Annotated in this window: 15 protein-coding genes; 2 read left to right on the top strand and 13 right to left on the bottom strand. The window is 42.2% G+C overall.

The features are described 5' to 3' along the window. Positions 1 to 38: 38 nt before the first annotated feature. Positions 39 to 1,067 (top strand): tRNA preQ1(34) S-adenosylmethionine ribosyltransferase-isomerase QueA, encoded by a 1,029-nt coding sequence (gene queA / locus QM873_RS05685; RefSeq protein ID WP_048689224.1) that lies wholly within the window; start codon positions 39 to 41, stop codon positions 1,065 to 1,067. Positions 1,068 to 1,079: 12 nt separating this feature from the next. Continuing rightward, positions 1,080 to 1,550, top strand: coding sequence for an arginine repressor (locus QM873_RS05690; protein WP_006596653.1), 471 nt, complete (start codon positions 1,080 to 1,082; stop codon positions 1,548 to 1,550). A 197-nt stretch (positions 1,551 to 1,747) separates the two neighbouring features. Here QM873_RS05690 and QM873_RS05695 read toward each other — a convergent pair whose 3' ends face one another. From QM873_RS05695 to QM873_RS05755, 13 genes are all read right to left on the bottom strand, one after another. After that, positions 1,748 to 3,088, bottom strand: a complete 1,341-nt coding sequence (locus tag QM873_RS05695) for a dipeptidase (protein ID WP_270288793.1) — start codon at positions 3,086 to 3,088, stop codon at positions 1,748 to 1,750. Between the two features lie 17 nt (positions 3,089 to 3,105). Beyond that, a complete protein-coding gene (locus tag QM873_RS05700) occupies positions 3,106 to 4,617 on the bottom strand; it encodes a YfcC family protein (RefSeq protein ID WP_270288794.1) in 1,512 nt (503 codons plus the stop codon). Positions 4,618 to 4,820: 203 nt separating this feature from the next. Continuing rightward, entirely contained in the window at positions 4,821 to 5,765 is a 945-nt protein-coding gene (arcC, locus tag QM873_RS05705; RefSeq protein ID WP_270288795.1) for a carbamate kinase, read from the bottom strand. An 85-nt stretch (positions 5,766 to 5,850) separates the two neighbouring features. Continuing rightward, positions 5,851 to 6,867 (bottom strand): ornithine carbamoyltransferase, encoded by a 1,017-nt coding sequence (gene argF, locus QM873_RS05710; protein ID WP_006596657.1) that lies wholly within the window; start codon positions 6,865 to 6,867, stop codon positions 5,851 to 5,853. Positions 6,868 to 6,962: 95 nt separating this feature from the next. Beyond that, complete coding sequence (gene arcA / locus QM873_RS05715) at positions 6,963 to 8,192, bottom strand: arginine deiminase (RefSeq protein WP_049514063.1); 1,230 nt, start codon at positions 8,190 to 8,192, stop codon at positions 6,963 to 6,965. 540 nt (positions 8,193 to 8,732) lie between these two features. Beyond that, positions 8,733 to 9,419 carry a Crp/Fnr family transcriptional regulator gene (locus QM873_RS05720; protein ID WP_061563760.1) on the bottom strand — a complete coding sequence of 229 codons (687 nt, stop codon included), beginning with the start codon at positions 9,417 to 9,419 and terminating at the stop codon, positions 8,733 to 8,735. A gap of 144 nt (positions 9,420 to 9,563) precedes the next feature. Continuing rightward, entirely contained in the window at positions 9,564 to 10,616 is a 1,053-nt protein-coding gene (locus QM873_RS05725) for a serine hydrolase (protein ID WP_129822238.1), read from the bottom strand. Positions 10,617 to 10,758: 142 nt separating this feature from the next. After that, on the bottom strand, positions 10,759 to 12,231 hold the full coding sequence (locus QM873_RS05730) for a helicase HerA-like domain-containing protein (protein WP_129822239.1): 1,473 nt from the start codon (positions 12,229 to 12,231) through the stop codon (positions 10,759 to 10,761). A 254-nt stretch (positions 12,232 to 12,485) separates the two neighbouring features. Then, entirely contained in the window at positions 12,486 to 13,091 is a 606-nt protein-coding gene (sodA, locus tag QM873_RS05735) for a superoxide dismutase SodA (protein WP_048689195.1), read from the bottom strand. A gap of 71 nt (positions 13,092 to 13,162) precedes the next feature. Further along, positions 13,163 to 14,200, bottom strand: a complete 1,038-nt coding sequence (gene holA / locus QM873_RS05740; RefSeq protein ID WP_048717157.1) for a DNA polymerase III subunit delta — start codon at positions 14,198 to 14,200, stop codon at positions 13,163 to 13,165. Then, entirely contained in the window at positions 14,178 to 14,843 is a 666-nt protein-coding gene (locus QM873_RS05745; protein ID WP_219075102.1) for a DUF805 domain-containing protein, read from the bottom strand. Before QM873_RS05745 ends, holA begins: the two co-directional genes overlap by 23 nt. 62 nt (positions 14,844 to 14,905) lie before the next feature. Beyond that, on the bottom strand, positions 14,906 to 17,146 hold the full coding sequence (locus QM873_RS05750) for a DNA internalization-related competence protein ComEC/Rec2 (RefSeq protein ID WP_270288798.1): 2,241 nt from the start codon (positions 17,144 to 17,146) through the stop codon (positions 14,906 to 14,908). After that, positions 17,130 to 17,813: a helix-hairpin-helix domain-containing protein gene (locus QM873_RS05755; RefSeq protein WP_270288799.1), complete on the bottom strand. Its 684-nt coding sequence runs from the start codon at positions 17,811 to 17,813 to the stop codon at positions 17,130 to 17,132. Before QM873_RS05755 ends, QM873_RS05750 begins: the two co-directional genes overlap by 17 nt. Between the last annotated feature and the right edge of the window lie 56 nt (positions 17,814 to 17,869).

The following is a 17,869-nucleotide window of genomic DNA, read 5'->3' on the forward strand; positions in this document are numbered from 1 at the left end:
ATGTAAGAAATAGAAGAATTTAGAAACAAGGAGAGACCATGAATACAAACGACTTTGATTTCCACCTCCCCGAGGAGTTAATTGCGCAAACTCCTCTAGAAAAGCGCGATGCCTCAAAACTACTGATCCTCAATCGTCAAACAGGTCAGATGGAAGATCAGCATTTTGATGCCATTATCAATGAATTAGAACCAGGGGATGCTTTGGTGATGAACAATACCCGTGTCCTTCCTGCCCGTCTCCATGGGGTCAAACCGGATACAGGGGGACATGTGGAGCTTCTCCTCTTAAAAAATATCGAGGGCGATCAATGGGAGGTTCTTGCCAAACCTGCCAAACGTCTCAAAGAGGGTGGGGTCGTTAGCTTTGGTGATGGACGTCTCCAAGCAACTCTGATCAAGAAGTTAGAACACGGAGGATGTATCGTAGAGTTTTCTTACCAAGGGATTTTCCTTGAAGTCTTGGAAAGTCTAGGGGAAATGCCCCTACCACCTTACATCCATGAAAAATTAGAAGATCAGGAACGTTACCAGACAGTCTATGCCAAAGAAAATGGATCCGCCGCTGCTCCTACTGCTGGCCTCCATTTCACACCCGAGCTCTTACAAAAAATTGAAGACAAAGGCGTTCACTTGGTTTATCTAACCCTCCATGTCGGACTTGGGACCTTCCGTCCTGTATCTGTCGACGATCTCGACCAACATGAGATGCATTCCGAGTTTTATCAACTCTCTGAAGAGGCTGCCCAAACCCTTCGGCAAGTTAAAGCGAGCGGTCACCGCATCGTAGCTGTTGGAACCACTTCTATCCGAACCTTAGAAACAATTGGGAACAAGTTTAATGGGGAGTTACAAGCCGACTCTGGTTGGACCAATATCTTTATCAAACCAGGCTATCAGTGGCAGGTTGTCGATGCCTTTTCAACCAACTTCCACTTACCAAAATCAACCTTAGTCATGCTCGTTTCTGCCTTCGCAGGTCGAGAACTCACTCTGGATGCTTATCAGCACGCTATCGACCAAGGCTACCGTTTCTTCAGCTTTGGAGATGCTATGTTTATCAAATAAGGAGAGCCCCTTATGAATAAGATTGAAAGTCGCCACCGTCTGATCCGGTCCATTATTTCAGAAAAGAAAATTCGAACCCAACAGGAATTACAGGACAGCCTGGAAGCTAACGGCATCATCGTGACCCAGTCAACTCTATCAAGAGATGTCAAATCCTTGAATCTAGTAAAAATTAACGAAGGGGATACCTCTTACTATGCTATCAATAGCATTGCCCCATCTCGCTGGGAAAATCGACTGCGTTTTTATATGGAGGATGCCCTCGTCATGCTTCGTCCCGTCCAAAACCAAGTGGTGGTGAAAACTCTCCCTGGACTGGCTCAGTCTTTCGGTGCTATCCTAGACGCCCTGGAATTACCACAAATTGTCGCAACCGTCTGCGGAGATGACGTCTGTCTCATCATCTGTGAAGACAATCAGGGGGCCTTGGACTGCTTTGAAAAATTGAAAGAATTTACTCCTCCCTTCTTCTTTAGCAAATAAAAGAAAGAGAGTGGGACAGAAATCGGTAATTCGTTAGAATTCGATTTCGTCGTCCCACCTCCGCACAGTTGAGTAGGGCTGTAAAAGCTGATGAAATCAGCGTAGTAAAGCCCACTCAACCACTGCGTCTTGCTCAACAATCCAAAAATAATTGAGAGGCTAGGACTTTTGTCCCAGCCTCTTTTTTCTAATCTCTATCAGGCTTCCTTGGCTGCTAATCGTCGAATGGTCTCTGCATAGATTTCCATTGCACGATATAAATCATCCAGTTTAGCTCGTTCATTCGCCTGGTGCTCTGTTTGGAGAGCATCAGGGAAGAGGGCCCCATAAGCCACACAATTCTCCATGGTTCGAGCAAAGGTCGCTCCTCCTGAGGACATAGCTGGAGTCTGATCCCCCGTTTCTTCTTGGTAGACCTCCATCAGAGTACTCACCAACGGACTATCTAATGGAACGTACAGGGGAGCTACATAATCAAACTCTTCATACTGAAGTTGATAGCTAGCTGCCACTTCAGTTAATCGCTCTACTAAAGCATCCTTATCTGCTAAGACTGGAATCCGAATATCAATCCCGATTTCAGATCGCTCTTCATCAATAGAGAGGGTCGCAATATTGAAGGAAAGAGCACCACTTGGTTCATCTTTGATTTCACCAAAGAGAGCTGCTCCTGTCGCATCTTCCCCAACAGCATCTGCTATAAAGAGAAGAGCTGGATGAGGCTGGATCAAGGAAAGACTTTCCGCTAAGCCGACAATAGCATTGACACCCTCAGCCGCATCCTTGGAGTGTTTAGACAGTCCAAGAATGGTTACTGCTCCTGCTTCTTCTGTATACTTCACACCACTTTGCTCGATCACTGGTAAAAGTTCCTCTAAACGTTCCCCCTTATAAGTTGCCTTATCTGGTACCACGTTAAGGGCACGACCAGCTTGTAAGGGACGATCCTCCCAGCCTGGTCCATGGAGCTTCACTTGAAGCAAGCCTTTTTCAGCATAGGTTAATGGGAAGGACGAATCTGGAGCAAAGCCAAGATCTGCTTTTTCTTCTAGCTGATTGTAGCGGTTCATACAGCGCCAGAGAGTTTCCTCATCTGTACCAAATATAAAGCGAATCCGTTTGGTAAATACAAGTCCTTGGTCAAGCAGACTCTTAACTGCGTAAAGGGCCGCAAGGGATGGCCCCTTGTCATCTTGTACTCCACGTCCGATCAACCATCCATCTTTCAGAGTCGCCTCAAAAGGTGGCGTCTGCCAATCTTCTAAATCACCGGCTGGAACAACATCCAAGTGACAAAGAACGGCCAGGAGTTCTTCCCCCTGACCGATCTCTGCATATCCATAGTATCCTTCAGGATCTAGATAGGTTTGAAAGCCCATTTCTTGAGCAATTTCTAACGTTTTCTCAAGGACATCTTGGATAGCTTGTCCAAACGGTGTTCCATTTTCGCCTTCGTTTAAAACCGAAGGATAAGAAATGATGGTTTGAAGAGAGGTTAAAAACTGCTCTTTTACATCGTCCTTTATTCTATTTTTCATGAAACACCTACTTTATTCTATTGTAAGAATGGAACCACAGTTCCTAGTAGAAGAAGGGCAATGGTAATCACTACAATCGCTACGACCAATTTACCCATGAATTTCCACCATGCACTCAATTCAACACGTCCAAGAGCAAGAGCTCCCATTACGATACCTGAAGTTGGTGCGATCAAGTTCAAGACACCAGATGCAGATTGGTAAGCTGTAACAATCAAGCTAGCTGGTACATTGACGAATTTACCAAGAGGTGCCATGATACCCATTGTCGCGCTGGCAAGACCAGATGATGATGGAATCAAGAATGACATTGGCAAGTAGAAAATGTAAGTCAAGACAATGAACAATTGAGATGAAAGACCTTTAAGTCCTTCTTCACCCCAGTGAAGAATTGTTGCAGTGATCATACCGTCGTTCATGATGACTTGGATACCACGTGCTACTGCTACGATAATAGCAACACTCAAGAGGTCAGCTGCACCATTCATGAAGGATGAAATGATTTGTTCTTCTTTCAAGCCATAAATGATACCAACAAGGATTCCCATGAAGGCAAAGAGCATAGCTGTTTGAGGGAAGTACCAAGTACCAAGAGCATCTGTGTTACCGATCAATTGACCAAGGTAAGGAACTTTATGGAGAGACTCGTTAAAGGTGTCAAAGAATGTAATACCCAAATCTTTGAATGGGATAAATCCAGCAACCATGATGACGAATGTTGAAATGAAGACGAGCAAGACACGTTTTTGTTTCTTGTTCATTTGTGAAGGAATTTCTTCGCCACTATCAACGTTGAAGTGTTTCAAATCTTCTTCACGAGTAGCATAGGTGAGAGATTTGGTTGGGTCTTTTTGAATTTTATCAGCGTAACGGTATACATAGTAGGTGCTAAGGGCTGTCATGACAATCCAGAAGATTAAACGAAGCAAGAGACCTGAAGCACTTGAGATACCTGCAGTATCAGATGCGATAACTGTCGCAAATGGGTTCAAGGTAGATGCCAAACATCCAATCTGTGAACCAAGCAATATAATGGCTACCCCTGTCAAGCTGTCAAAACCAACAGACATCATAACAGGTACAAGAAGTGGATAGAAGGCCATGGTTTCCTCACCCATACCATAAGTTGTCCCACCAAGGGCAAACAATGGCATTAAGATCAAGATCAACATTTTTTCGCGGCCTTTGTATTTACGAACGATAGAAGCAATCCCTACATCAAGGGTACCTGTTTCGTTCACAACACCAAGGAAACCACCGACCATCAAGATAAAGAAGGCTACGTCAATGGCTGCACTGGTTGGTGCTTTACCAAGCATGGCATTGATTGGGGCCATCAAGACGTCCCAAATCCCTTGAGGATTTTGTTTCACAGCTTCATAACTACCTGCGATGATGGCACCACCATCGTCAACTTTGTATTGACCAGCTGGAATAATCCAAGTTAACACTGCCATAATGGCAATGATGATTAACAATACGGTATAAGATGAAGGCATCTTAAACCCTTTTTTCGCTTTTTCACTCATTTGCTTATCCTCCTAACGCAACAAAGTTTGAGTGACTCTTTCAAAAGGTTTATCTTTTAGAAAGCGCTTACCTATATGTTTATTTTATCATATTTAAGATTAAAAAACTAGTTTTTCCTAATCTTTTTTAGAAAAAACAAGGGGAGAATCTTTATACAAAATCCTGTAAAAATAAGATTTACTCCCCTCCTCATGTGCATGAATTAGTCTTTAACGATAATTGTTCCGCTTTCAGACTCAATCAAAGCGCCAAGGTTTTCAAGTGAAGTGATGACTGCTTTTCCTTCTGGACGACCATTTACAAAGGCAATCGCAGCTTCTACTTTAGGAAGCATGCTTCCTGGTGCAAATTGGTCTTGTTTGATGTACTCTTCCAATTGAGCAACATTGACATGTTCCAATTTTTCTTGATCTGGTTTGTTGTAGTTCACAAAGACATAGTCTACACCTGTCAAAACGATGAAGAGGTCTGCTTCTACCAATTCAGCCAAACGTTGGGATGCAAAGTCTTTATCGATAACAGCTTCAACACCAGTCAAGCTACCATCAGCTTCTTTCACAACTGGAATACCGCCACCACCGGCTGCAACCACTACTTGGCCTGCATTGAACAAGGTACGGATAGTATTGATTTCTTTAATATCCACTGGTTTTGGTGAAGCAACGACTTTACGCCAACCACGACCGGCATCTTCTTTGAAAGTTGCACCTGATTTTTCAGCTTCTGCTTTTGCTTCTTCTTCAGAGTAGAATGGGCCGATTGGTTTGCTCAAGTTAACGAAAGCTGGGTCATTTTTATCAACAACGACTTGTGTCACAACAGAAGCCACATCTTTTTCAATTCCTTCTTCAAGAAGAGCATTTTGAAGAGCGTTTTGAAGCCAGAAACCAATGCTTCCTTCAGTCATTGCAACCAATGAATCCAATGGAAAAGCTGGGTTCTTTTCAGAATCTGCTGCCAAATGTTGGAGCAAAAGGTTTCCTACTTGAGGACCATTTCCGTGAGTGACGATCAAGTCATCCCCATTTTTAATCAATTTTACTAAGTGTTTTGCTGTTTCTGCAAGTGCTTCTTGTTGAGCTTTTGCAGAAGGATCAGATGAGAGAATGGCATTTCCTCCCAAAGCAACGACGATTTTTCTTGACATAGTTTTTCCCTTTCTATAAAAAATAGGGGCAGGACTAAAGCTAGCAGTCCAGCCCCTATAGCTGTTGGTATACGGTTATAAAGTCTTAAACTTTTGGAATGTACAAGTTACCAAGAGTAGCTGCCATAACCGCTTTGATTGTGTGCATACGGTTTTCAGCTTGGTCAAAGTGGCGAGCATATTTGCTACGGAACACTTCGTCAGTAACTTCCATTTCTTCTACGCCGAATTTTTCAGCAACATCTTTACCATAAACAGTGTTTGTGTCGTGGAAAGCTGGCAAGCAGTGCAAAAAAATCAAGTCTTCGTTATCAGCTTTCTTAACCAATTCCATGTTTACTTGGTAAGGTTTCAAAAGGGCAACGCGTTCTGCAAATTTGTCTTCTTCACCCATAGATACCCAAACGTCAGTGTAAAGTACATCTGCACCTTTCACAGCTTCGTCAGCATCTTCAGTGATCAAGATATGAGCGCCACTTTCTTTTGCGAATCCTTCTGCCAATTCAACAATTTCTTGTTCTGGGAAGAGTTCTTTTGGTGAGAAGATGTGTACGTTCACACCAAGGATAGCACCTGTTACAAGAAGGCTGTTTGCAACGTTGTTACGTCCGTCACCACAGTATACAAGTGTCAAACCTTCCAAACGTCCAAAGTTTTCTTGAACAGTCAAGTAGTCAGCAAGCATTTGAGTTGGGTGCCATTCGTCAGTCAAACCATTCCATACTGGAACACCTGAGAATTCAGCCAATTCTTCAACCATGCGTTGGCTGAAACCACGGAATTCAATACCATCAAACATACGTCCAAGAACTTTTGCAGTATCTTCTGTAGATTCTTTTTTACCAAGTTGGATGTCGTTTGCACCAAGGTATTCTGGGTGAGCACCAAGGTCGATGGCTGCAGTAGTGAAGGCTGCACGAGTACGAGTTGAAGTTTTTTCAAACAAAAGCGCAATGTTTTTACCAGCTAGGTAGCGGTGGTCAATGTTGCGTTTTTTAAGGTCTTTCAAGTGAGCTGAAAGTCCGATAAGGTATTCTAACTCTGCACGTGTAAAGTCTTTTTCTGCTAAAAAGCTACGTCCTTGGAATACTGAAGTTGTCATTAATTATCTCCTTTAATTATGCATGATAAGATCCTGTCAATCAGTTTAGAGGGCTCAGTTTAGACACTGAGCCCGTCTAACCTGTAGAAGGATGATTAGATTTCTTCACGTTCGAATGGCATTGACATACAACGAGGTCCACCACGACCGCGAACCAATTCACTTCCGCGGATCTTGATCAAACGAAGTCCGTATTCTTCTAATTTCTTGTTGGTAACAGTGTTACGGTCGTATACTACTACCACACCTGGTGCGATTGTAAGAGTATTTGATCCGTCGTTCCATTGTTCACGCGCAGCAGCAACGACGTTGCCATCTCCACATGGAATCAATGTAACTTTTTCAACACCAAGGTTTTCAGCAAGCAATTCAGCCAAATCACCTTTTTCTTCAACGATCTTCAATTGTTCGTTTTCATAAGTAACAGAGAAGACGCGAAGGTTACCTTGGATTTCTGGGTGGATTGTGAATTTATCGTAGTCCACCATTGTGAATACTGTATCCAAGTGCATGAATTTACGGTTGTTAGCAAATTCGAAGGCCAATACTTTCTTGAAGCCAACGTTCTTCTTGAAGATGTTTACCAACAATTTTTCGATTGATGCAGCATCAGTACGTTGTGAGATACCAACTGCCAATACATCTTTAGAAAGTACCAACTCATCTCCACCTTCGATACGAGTATCTTCTTCACGGTTGTAGACAAGTTCAACTTTTCCACCGTAAACTGGGTGGTATTTGAAGATGTATTTACCATACAAAGTTTCACGGTTACGTGTATCTGCGTACATGTGGTTCAATGATACTGCATTACCAATTGTCGCAAATGGGTCACGTGTGAAGTACAAGTTTGGCATTGGGTCGATAGCAAATGGATAGTCAGATTCAACAAGGTCTGTCAATCCTTTTGCTTCTTCAGGAATTTCTGGAAGTTCAGCTTTTTGAACCCCTGCCATTGTTTTTTCAACCAATTCTTGGTTGTCTTCAATGCTGTGAAGCAATTCACGGATCGCAATTTTTGTTTGTCGTCCACGAATGTTCGCTTCTTCAAGGTATTCTTCGATGAACTGATCGCGAATTTCTGGAGAAGTCAATGACTCAGCAGCCAACTGTTCAAGGTAAAGTACTTCGATTCCTTCGTTACGAAGTGCTTCAGCAAATGCGTCGTGTTCTTTTTGAGCATCTTCCAAGAAAGGAATATCATCAAAAAGAAGACGTTCAAGATAGTCAGGCATCAAGTTTTCCAACTCTTTACCTGGACGGTGCAAACAAACTTTTTTCAGTTTTCCAATTTCTGAGAAAACATGAATTGGGTGTGTAGACATCTATAGTCCTCCTTTTTTCTTGCGGTTTAGCTTAGCTAATCCCGTTTACGTGTTTCATTTTATCACCAATTGGTACCGCTTTCACAACCAATCTTCCATTACGAATGCCAAGAATTTGACACTTTTTTAAATATTACCCTCGTTTTATGAAAAATGAACCGCTTTCTTTGGATATTTTGCTAAATATATTCTTTTTGTGAGTAAATATTTTTTTATTTGATTTTTGAAACTTTTTAACGTTTTTGACAGAAAATAAAAGAAGCCCTACTAGGCTTCTTCTTGAATGTAGACAAAGTTTATTTTACATAAAACACCTAGATGATTTTCAAAAAGTGACTTTTATTATTTTTTCATTTAAGAAGTTTAAAAACTTTCCGCCGTGAGAAAAGTGCTTGAAACATGATTATTTCAAGCACTCGGGAGTTTTGAAACCTTAGGTTCAAAACTAAGTCATGGAACTTCGTAGAAGTTCGCTGACGTCCGTACTCACCTAAGGAAAGTTTTTCAGAAGACTTTATCTTCAATCCAAAAGAAGCCCTACTAGGCTTCTTCAAAACTATCTAAAAAGAATGGAAGATCAAGAAAAGTTAATTTCTTATGCTTGTACTCGATTCTCTCCTCTTCTAGGAGCTTCTTTAACACTTGATTGACGGTTTCCCTCGTCGTCGCAGCTAATCTAGCCAACTCTTTCATGCTCATTGGAAAAGGGATGGTTGGACCAAACTTTTGATAATCCTTACAGAGTAGAGCTAAGGATTGAATCACACGATCACTGGCACTGGCTGCGACCACATTACGAAGCCGCAACTCCTGGAACTCCAGAATTTTTGAGAGCTTTCTCGTAATGAAGAGAACTTGTTCCATACTGGACTGGACAATTTCCTCATAAAGCTGAACAGGAATACTGAAGTATTTTACGGTTGTCATGGAAGTGGCTGTATAGTGATAAGTTGAATCTGTAAACATACCACCGTATGGGAAGACAGCTCCTTCTTTAATGTAATCCATATACGAGAAGGTGTCTGAAGAATCAAACTCCTCAATGCGGACATAGCCTTCCACCACTAAAAAGATACGATCGCGCTTATCACCAGCAAAAAATAGGATCTGTCCCTTTGGAATTTCTCTATAATGGATTTCTACAGCTAATTTATCGAATTTTTCAACTGGAATTTCTGAGAAAGCTGGATGGGATCGAATCAACTGATAATCTTCTTTTGTAATCATTTCTATTCTTTCTTTAGGTTCTTTAGTTATTATATCATATTTATTTACTGACCTCAAAGAATGTCACCAGGATTTTAGCTATTAAAACAATATTTTCCATAGAAAAAACCTTCCCAAAACTGTTTTGGGAAAGCTTCTAAATCGTTAATTGACATTTACACGGTGCCATTCATTGATCACATAGCAGAGTTGGCCAAGTAAATGAAGACCATAGCCACTGATCTCCGTACTTTCTGGAGTAGTTCCCCCTAGACCAGCTGTAAAAATTGAGATGAGGTAGGGTGTTTGTTCGTAAACGATGGCTTCGACATTGAGGGCTTCCGCTACATAACCAGGTTTTTGCTGAATGATCAAATCTGGTAAATACCGTTTGTAGTATTCATTTGGGAAGGACTCTCCGATCAATTCTAGCAAGGTCGCATACTTTTCTTTATGATTCCAGAGATAGTCTAAGACTTGAATATAGTAATCAGATGTCGTTTTGTTTTCAGGACTGATGGTTTTTATTTCTGCACGGGATTTCCCATATTTTTCATACTTCCCGTAAACATTGTCCATACCACCAAAGCGGTCGGCCAAGGCATATGCCGGCGTATTTTCTGAATAGACAAGAGAATACCGCTGCATATCTGGAATCGTCATAGCGCCACCGAAAGCAGCTACATAATTATCGTGCTCTCCAAGGTACTCGTAGTAAGTATTGGTAATATCAAATTCATCCGTTAAATTTAATTTCCCTGCATCGACTTCATCCACGACTAACATATTGAGGGGGAGTTTATAGGTACTTCCAGCTGTCATCGGCTGCAACTCATTCATTGAAAACTGTTGGCCTGTCGCAGGATTTTTGTAGGTAAAGGTGATTTGGGAAGGATCAATACCATATTCAGCCATGTAGTCTTGTACAACTTCTACCAAGCCTTTATTGGCATAATCATAGACAAGACCTAAATTCTCCATGGTTTCACGATCTTGATCTATGACAGCTTGTTTTTCTTCAGGAGTTTTGACACGAGGAGGTTGGAGAGGCTGCTTCTCTTCCTTGGACTCAACTGGTTGAGCTGTCGTTTCCTCTTGAGCAAGCGGTGAGGCCGGAGCCTGATAAAGATGGAGGTAAGTTAACGCTCCAACTCCTCCTATACATAGTAAAATTCCCAACACAATCATGATCGATCGAACATTAAATATTTTTTTCATATGAAGTTAATTATAAAAGATTCTCTTTAAAATAACAAGGTGTTTCCGGATCAGAAAACGATTTCTTCTAGAAGAAATTTTTTAGCGATTTCCAGATCAATCCTTCTTCATTTTCCTAATAGTCCATCCCCTTTTGACTGTCTTATTTCCGCTTAAAGGATCCCATGATCAGTTTTGCCACTTCACGCGCAATGGTACGGAACAAGGAACTGATAAAGGAATCTTTGGCCTTTTCTAAACTAGATTTCCGCGGACGGCCCGGACTCCGTTTTTGACTGGCCTTCTCTTCTGCAACTCTTGCTTTATCTTCCTCTTCTCGCTCCTTTTCCTTCTCTTCTCTAGCAGATTTTTCAGTCAATTTTTCATAAGCTGATTCATTGTCTACTCGAACAGCATATTTTTGATGGAAAGGAGAGCTGGTAATCAAGGCCAACTGTTCACTCTCGTTTAACAAATCAAAGCTCGATTGTGGAGACAAAATATAGGAGCGTTCAACCACACTTGGTTGCCCCTTTTCATTTAGGAAGGAAACGAGAGCTTCCCCTGTTCCCAACTCCGTCAAGACAGTTTCCGTATCAAATTCTGGGTTTGGTCGGAAGCTTTGAGCAGCAACCTTGATGGCCTTCATTTCTTTTGGCGTATAGGCACGCAAGGCATGTTGAACACGATTCCCAAGCTGGGCCAATACAGACTCAGGGAGATCTTGAGGATTCTGTGTAATAAAGTAGATCCCCACTCCTTTAGACCGGATGAGGCGAACGACTTGCTCAACTTTTTCAAGGAAGAGCTTGCTCGCATCATTAAACAAGAGGTGGGCTTCATCAAAGAAAAAGACAAATTTCGGTTTTTCTAGATCTCCAACTTCTGGTAAGGTCTCGAACAGACGAGACAACATCCAGATCAGGAAGGTTGAATAGAGCTTAGGGGAGTTGAAAAGACGAGTCGCTGATAGAATGTTGATGTATCCTCGTCCACTGCTGTCCAATTGCATAAAATCTTGAAGGTCCAAGGCTGGCTCTCCGAAGAATTGATCTGCCCCCTCTTGCTCTAGCACTAACAAGCTTCGTTGAATAGCTCCCACTGATTGTTTACTGATATTGCCATATTGAGCGGAATAGTCTGAAGCATGGTCATAGACTTCCTTCAAAAGACTCTGTAAATCCTTCAGATCAATCAAAGGCCAATTTTTTTCTTTAGCTAATTTAAAGACGATGGCCAAAATCCCTGTTTGTGTTTCATTGAGGTCCAACAAGCGCGCTAGCAAAAGAGAGCCCATTCCTTCAATCGTTGCACGGACCGGATGTCCTGCTTGACCAAAGACATCCCATAAGCGAACTGGAAAAGCTTGCGGTTCAAAAGGATCTGTAATACCAAGTAGTTTATAGCGTTCTTCCATCTTTGGCGTCCATTGTCCTGCTTTGGCAAGACCTGAAAGATCTCCCTTGATATCCGCTAGAAACACCGGAATCCCTTGCTGACTTAATTTTTCAGTTATGACTTTTAGGGTCACGGTTTTCCCTGTACCAGTAGCCCCTGCAATTAACCCGTGGCGGTTGAGCATTTTTAGATAAAGTGGCGTATCCACTGCTCCTTTTGTAATCGTAATACTTATCATTTTCATTCTCCCTTTTGTTGAGGTACAGTTTTTTTCAGAAAAAGTGACACGGCTTCTTTCTTATGTAGGAAGCCTTTCTCCTCACTTTCACATACTCTTCTAGTGTATCATTTTCAGGTATAAACGCAAGAAATATCCCTCCCAAAACAGGAGAATCATTTTACTCTACTTTGAGTAATTCTAAAAATAAAAAGCCTGAATCGAGGGGCTCCTTTAAGTGACCTCTTGATTCAAACTTTTTTTATTATGAAAGCTTATTTAGCTGCTGCATAAAGCTCGTCTACTTTGTTCCAGTTAATCACTGAGAAGAAAGCTTTGATGTAGTCAGGACGAACGTTGCGGTATTTCACATAGTAGGCATGTTCCCAAACGTCCAAGCCCAAGATTGGTTTCTTCCCTTCTGAGATTGGTGTGTCTTGGTTAGCTGTTGAAGTCACTTCAAGCTTCCCTTCTTTGTTCACAACCAACCATGCCCATCCAGAACCGAAACGAGTGGTTGCTGCTGCAGTGAAAGCTGCTTGGAATTCTTCGAATGAACCGAAGGCTTCATCGATTGCTGCTGCAAGTTCTGCTGAAGGAGCTGTCTTTTCAGGAGTCATCAATTCCCAGAAAAGAGCGTGGTTCAAGTGTCCACCACCGTTGTTGATAAGCGCTTGGCGGATATCAGCTGGGATCGATTCTACATCTGCCAACAAAGCTTCAAGGTCTTCACCAATTTCAGGGTGTTTTTCAAGAGCTGCATTTGCATTGTTTACGTAAGTTTGATGGTGTTTATCATGGTGCAAGTGCATTGTTTCAGCATCAATGTATGGTTCCAATGCATCGTATGCGTACGGAAGATCTGGTAAAATAATTGCCATGGAAAATACCTCTATTTCTTTATGTATATAAAAATGATAACGCAATCATCTAATTTATTCAACTATTCTGCTTACACAGATGGGTTGGCCAACTTTAGCAAAGCCAAATCAAATAGATAATCTTTCTCATAGGTTCCCGATTTCATTTGGAAGTCGGTATCAATCAAAAGACAAATCGCCTGCTCCAAATAGCTTAAAGATATCCCTCTACTATCTCTTAGAGCAAATTTGACTTGATAGGGATTTACTTTTCGACCGGTCAGCTCTGATAGGTCTGAAACGATTTGGGATTCTGTTCGTCCCTCTTGCTTCAACAGCTTGACCTGTGTGTAAATACGGAACTGACTCAATAAAATGGCCAAAAGCTTGATTTCATCCTCTCCTTGCAGCCGAAGGTCCTTGACCAAACTGCGGGCTGAATCAATTTGTTTCTTTAGAATCATCTGGATCAGATCAAACAGATTATCCTGGAGTGTCTTTGGAATAGCCTCTTCTATATCTGTGATAGTGATGCTTGAAGCTCCCTTGTAGGTTTTAAGAAACTCCAAGTTTTTCTGAATCTCACTAAAATCAAAGCCAGATTTAATCAAAAGTTGGTCGAAGGCTTGTGAATCAATCGCTAGCCCTAAAGACTTGATCTCTTCCGTGAAATGGGCACGCAACTCCTGCTCTTTTAATTCAGTCGCTTCCAGCAACTGGGCATCCCTTTTTAAGAGCTTGACAATTCTTCGCTTGCTATCCAGTTTTCCTTCCGCAATGACAATCAAGCGAGTCGTTTCTAAAGGTGCCGATAAGTATCCTTCAAAAGACTGCAATTCATCATCTGTCAGGTATCTTTTTTTTGCGGTCGTCACATCGACAAAATGATCCAAAATCACTATTTTTTCATCCGCAAAAAATGGAAGGCTGACCAAGTCAAGCTCAACTTCTGAATAAGCTGTTTCCTTCATGTCAAAATAGGAATAGTTCAAATCAGATGAATCGTAGCCAACTTTCTTTAAAAGTTGCTCTTTCATCCACTCAAACTGACCGATGTCATCCCCTGATAGAACCAGGATTGGAGGAAGGTTCTCGGCACTGATTTTTTTAATTGTTTGTAAAGCCTGCATGTTCTGAAGGTACCTCATTCCACTCTCTAAACTGATGCTGGGTCTGTTCCGATTCCATTTTCTTTTCAAGCGGTGCTTTCTCTAGTGGTGTTGGTGGAGCCGAAACAATCTGGGGAATAGCTGAAAAACTATTGGGATCCATCAAATGGGATGGCATACTTGGTGAAGGGACCACGGGACTCGTCGAAGCAAATACTGGAGAAGCAATCTGGTCCGGTTGTGCAAGTCTAGCACTTGGAAGGACCAAGAGACATGCTAAACAAAGCAAACCCGCAAGAGCTAAGACTAGAAAAATAGAAATAGGAGATAAAAGGTAGAGCAAGATAGGACCTAGAAATAGGAAAACCAAAGACCAATGAAGACCTGCATCTCTCAATCGCCGAACGACTACTGCTTGCTGGGGAACAAAAATAAGATAGAGATAAAGGAGAAAAAAGATGCTGAACCAAGCCGAAACGTCCATCCCGGTCAAGGGAATCACCTCTTCCTCTGATTTCGAATTTGAAAAGAGTAAGACCAATTGGTAAATCCAAAATGGACTTGTAAATAGTAAATGCCAGGCTTGGCTGATCCAAAATTCTTTTCTATCTGATCTTCTTGAAAAATCAGCATATTGCGTCCAAAACAACTGTAATGATTTCATACTTGTAACCTCATTTCCTTGACTTTATCATAGCAATTTTCAAGCTAGAAATCAAACAGCTCCTATCGAACGGTTTCAATCTTCCACTGATTCCAACCTCTAAAACGAATCGCTCCTTGCTGGTCTGTACGAAAAACAGTCATTTGTAACTCTTTGAAACGCTCCAAGGTTTCCTGATGAGGGTGCTGGTAACGATTTTTTTCACCCGCAGATATCAAGGCAATTTTTGCTTGGATTTTCTCTAAGAAGGCAGGGTGAGAAGATCCCTTAGAACCATGGTGGCCTGCTTTTAGCACATCTACGCGCAGTTGAGGATAACGGGCTAACAAGGTCTTTTCCCCTTCTTCTTCTAAATCTCCTGTAAAAAGGAAGGACCACCCATAAAAGCGGCCATAAAGAACAATGGAATCGTTATTACTCCCATCTCCTACTTCTACCGGATAGAGGACTTCTGCACTCCCATCAAAGATCGACAATTGATCACCAGCCTCCAACGTTTTTACCGGTAAGTTCAACCGTTTGAGCAAACGGACAAAAGAGTCTTTTTTTAAGCTCCCCTTGGAAATGTTGATTTCCTTTATCCTAACCTTAGTCGCGAGCACTTCCAAATCTCCCATGTGATCTGTGTCAGTATGCGTGAGAATCATATGATCAATCTGGTCAATCCCCCTGCTCTTGAGATAGGGAAGCAGGGTCCGTTCTGCATTGCTAGTAGACCTTCGCTTCTTCCATGCCTCCTTTTGGCCAAAGTCCACTTTTCCTCCTGTATCAATTAGGATGGTTTTCCCACGCCAATCACGTAGCAAAATACTATCACCTTGACCAATATCAATGATGGTAATCTCATTTTCTAAAGGATGCTTCACAAGGGCAAATACAGAGCATACTAAGAGTAGGAACAGGTATCTCCATTTCTTAACCTTGCGCATCTCATAGAGGCAAGCTAGCAAGCACAAGAGCAAGATGAAATAATAAATGCTTGGCTGCCCGAAAACCAAGGATTGACTAGTGAAGCTCGCTAGATACTCCATACTTTTTTCCATCCAGACAAAGAAAGGATTCCAGAAGGTCAAGGGATACAGAAAAGAAAGGAGAAAGACGACACTCAGTCCTGGCAACAACAGAAGGTCAAATAAGAGAGAAAAAATAAAGGTTAGAGGAAGGGACCAGGGTTGGTATTCTCCAAAGAAAAAAGTGAGAAAAGGAAGAACCCCTAGTGTTAACACTAGACTCTCCTTGACGACTTTTTGGATTCCCTCCTTCTCCTCTTCGGAAGAGGTCAGCGTCAATATAAAGGCGTAGGCGCAGGATAAGAGACCTCCAGCAGTCAACAAGGAGGACGGTAAAAGAAGGAGTAATAAAAGGAGAGTGACTCCCATATTTTCCATTCCTTTGATCCCAGCCTGGGCTAGGAGTTTCTGTAAGAGGCTTCGAACGACCGAAACCGAAAAACCTGTCATCCCAGCATAAAGGAGCGAAAATGGATAGAGGAGGTAGGCAACCTTTTCCTGCTCCAATCCCAAGCGGAGAAAGAAGCGCCGAAAGGCATCTAGGAAGAAGGCAACCTGCATGCCCGACAAGGCGAACAAATGGATAATCCCCAAGTTCGAATACAACTGGCTCATTTCTTCAAACTCTACATCTAAAAAACCAAAAAGCAAGCCCGTCATGTAGTGACTCATGGGCTGGGGGAAATACTGGTGAACCCATACAAGGGCCTTTCGCCTCCAACTAGACAGCACCCCTATGAAATCTCTAGGCTCAGCAGGTCTCTTTTCAAGAATGTGACTGATTTTCAAAAGGTGATAAATACCTTGTGTTTTCAGATAAGCCTGGTAATCAAAGCCCATAAAATTACGCTGTTTTGTCGGTGTTTCCAATTCCCCTTTGATCCGTAATTCTAGCCCATGATCCAGGTGTTTAAAATAGGCTTGTTCTTCCTCTGACCGAAGCTGGTAGAAAACCTGAAAAGTACGGCTACCTGACTTGGCACGAAAGGATAAAGCATCTCCATTCACCTTGATGGTATCCGGTAAAAGCTGAATGACCCTTGGGACCCTATGATCGCTTGACTCTTGTTTTCCCTGTTCGATCCGGAAAGCAAAACAAAGGCCAAAGAGGGAAAGAAACCCTATGAGGCACAGAAATCGTTTGCCATCGTAGCGTCTCCCAAACAAGATGAAGAAGGCCAGAAGGAAGAACGAAGCGAGCCAGTGTCCCGTGTACATCCAATAATAGAGAGATAAGACCGGCAGGGTGAGATGAAATGGATGAATGTTGAGACTTCTAATCCACTGTAACATGCTCTTTTAACTTTTCTAGCGTCTTTTGGCCAATACCAGAAACATTTTTCAATTCATCAACAGACTGAAATTTTCCTTTTTCCTCACGATAAGCAATGATATCTTGGGCTCGCTTTTGACCTATCCCAGAAATCGTCTGTAGTTCTGCTTCTGTTGCCGTATTGAGATTGACCTTTCCATCTTTTGACTGCTTCTCGCCACCGGTCGTCCCAGCAGATGCAGATGCGGACGCAACAGGCGCTACCACCTCTCCATTCTTAGCAACATAGACGATGGACTCATCCTCCAATATTTGCGCTAAGTTGACGGATTGGCTGTTAGCTTCGTCTGTCATCCCTCCTGCTTTTTGGACCGCATCATAGACCCGGCTCCCCACGGGAAGTTCGTAGACCCCTGCCTGCCTAACAGCACCCTTCACATCCACCATGATTTTCTCTTGAGAGGAGTCCGTCTTTTCCTCACTCCTCTGTTGAGAGCTAGAAGGGAGGCTTGTGTCTTCCTTAGGAGAAGTCTCCTGATCCACCATTTCTAACTGGGAAATGACAGTTTCCGGTGCTTGTGGAGGTTGCTTAGGCCAAAAGAGAAACACTCCTCCCATCATTAGCCCCACGGCAGCCAAACCTAAAAACAGTTTATATTCCTTGATTTTCTCAATCCACGTCTCCATAAATACCCCTTTTATTTTTATTATTCGTAAAAAATCGAAGAAATAAAAAAAGAATG

The organism is Streptococcus australis, assembly GCF_047463015.1.
In the GTDB taxonomy this organism is placed as follows: Bacteria; Bacillota; Bacilli; order Lactobacillales; family Streptococcaceae; genus Streptococcus; species Streptococcus australis_F.

Coding starts and splice junctions, on each gene's coding strand:
- QM873_RS05690 (WP_006596653.1), top strand. CDS start 1,080: ATGAATAAGATTGAAAGTCGCCACCGTCTGATCCGGTCCATTATTTCA.
- QM873_RS05700 (WP_270288794.1), bottom strand. CDS start 4,617: ATGAGTGAAAAAGCGAAAAAAGGGTTTAAGATGCCTTCATCTTATACC.
- argF (WP_006596657.1), bottom strand. CDS start 6,867: ATGACAACTTCAGTATTCCAAGGACGTAGCTTTTTAGCAGAAAAAGAC.
- QM873_RS05720 (WP_061563760.1), bottom strand. CDS start 9,419: ATGATTACAAAAGAAGATTATCAGTTGATTCGATCCCATCCAGCTTTC.
- arcC (WP_270288795.1), bottom strand. CDS start 5,765: ATGTCAAGAAAAATCGTCGTTGCTTTGGGAGGAAATGCCATTCTCTCA.
- QM873_RS05755 (WP_270288799.1), bottom strand. CDS start 17,813: ATGGAGACGTGGATTGAGAAAATCAAGGAATATAAACTGTTTTTAGGT.
- arcA (WP_049514063.1), bottom strand. CDS start 8,192: ATGTCTACACACCCAATTCATGTTTTCTCAGAAATTGGAAAACTGAAA.
- sodA (WP_048689195.1), bottom strand. CDS start 13,091: ATGGCAATTATTTTACCAGATCTTCCGTACGCATACGATGCATTGGAA.
- QM873_RS05750 (WP_270288798.1), bottom strand. CDS start 17,146: ATGTTACAGTGGATTAGAAGTCTCAACATTCATCCATTTCATCTCACC.
- QM873_RS05745 (WP_219075102.1), bottom strand. CDS start 14,843: ATGAAATCATTACAGTTGTTTTGGACGCAATATGCTGATTTTTCAAGA.
- QM873_RS05725 (WP_129822238.1), bottom strand. CDS start 10,616: ATGAAAAAAATATTTAATGTTCGATCGATCATGATTGTGTTGGGAATT.
- QM873_RS05730 (WP_129822239.1), bottom strand. CDS start 12,231: ATGATAAGTATTACGATTACAAAAGGAGCAGTGGATACGCCACTTTAT.
- QM873_RS05695 (WP_270288793.1), bottom strand. CDS start 3,088: ATGAAAAATAGAATAAAGGACGATGTAAAAGAGCAGTTTTTAACCTCT.
- queA (WP_048689224.1), top strand. CDS start 39: ATGAATACAAACGACTTTGATTTCCACCTCCCCGAGGAGTTAATTGCG.
- holA (WP_048717157.1), bottom strand. CDS start 14,200: ATGCAGGCTTTACAAACAATTAAAAAAATCAGTGCCGAGAACCTTCCT.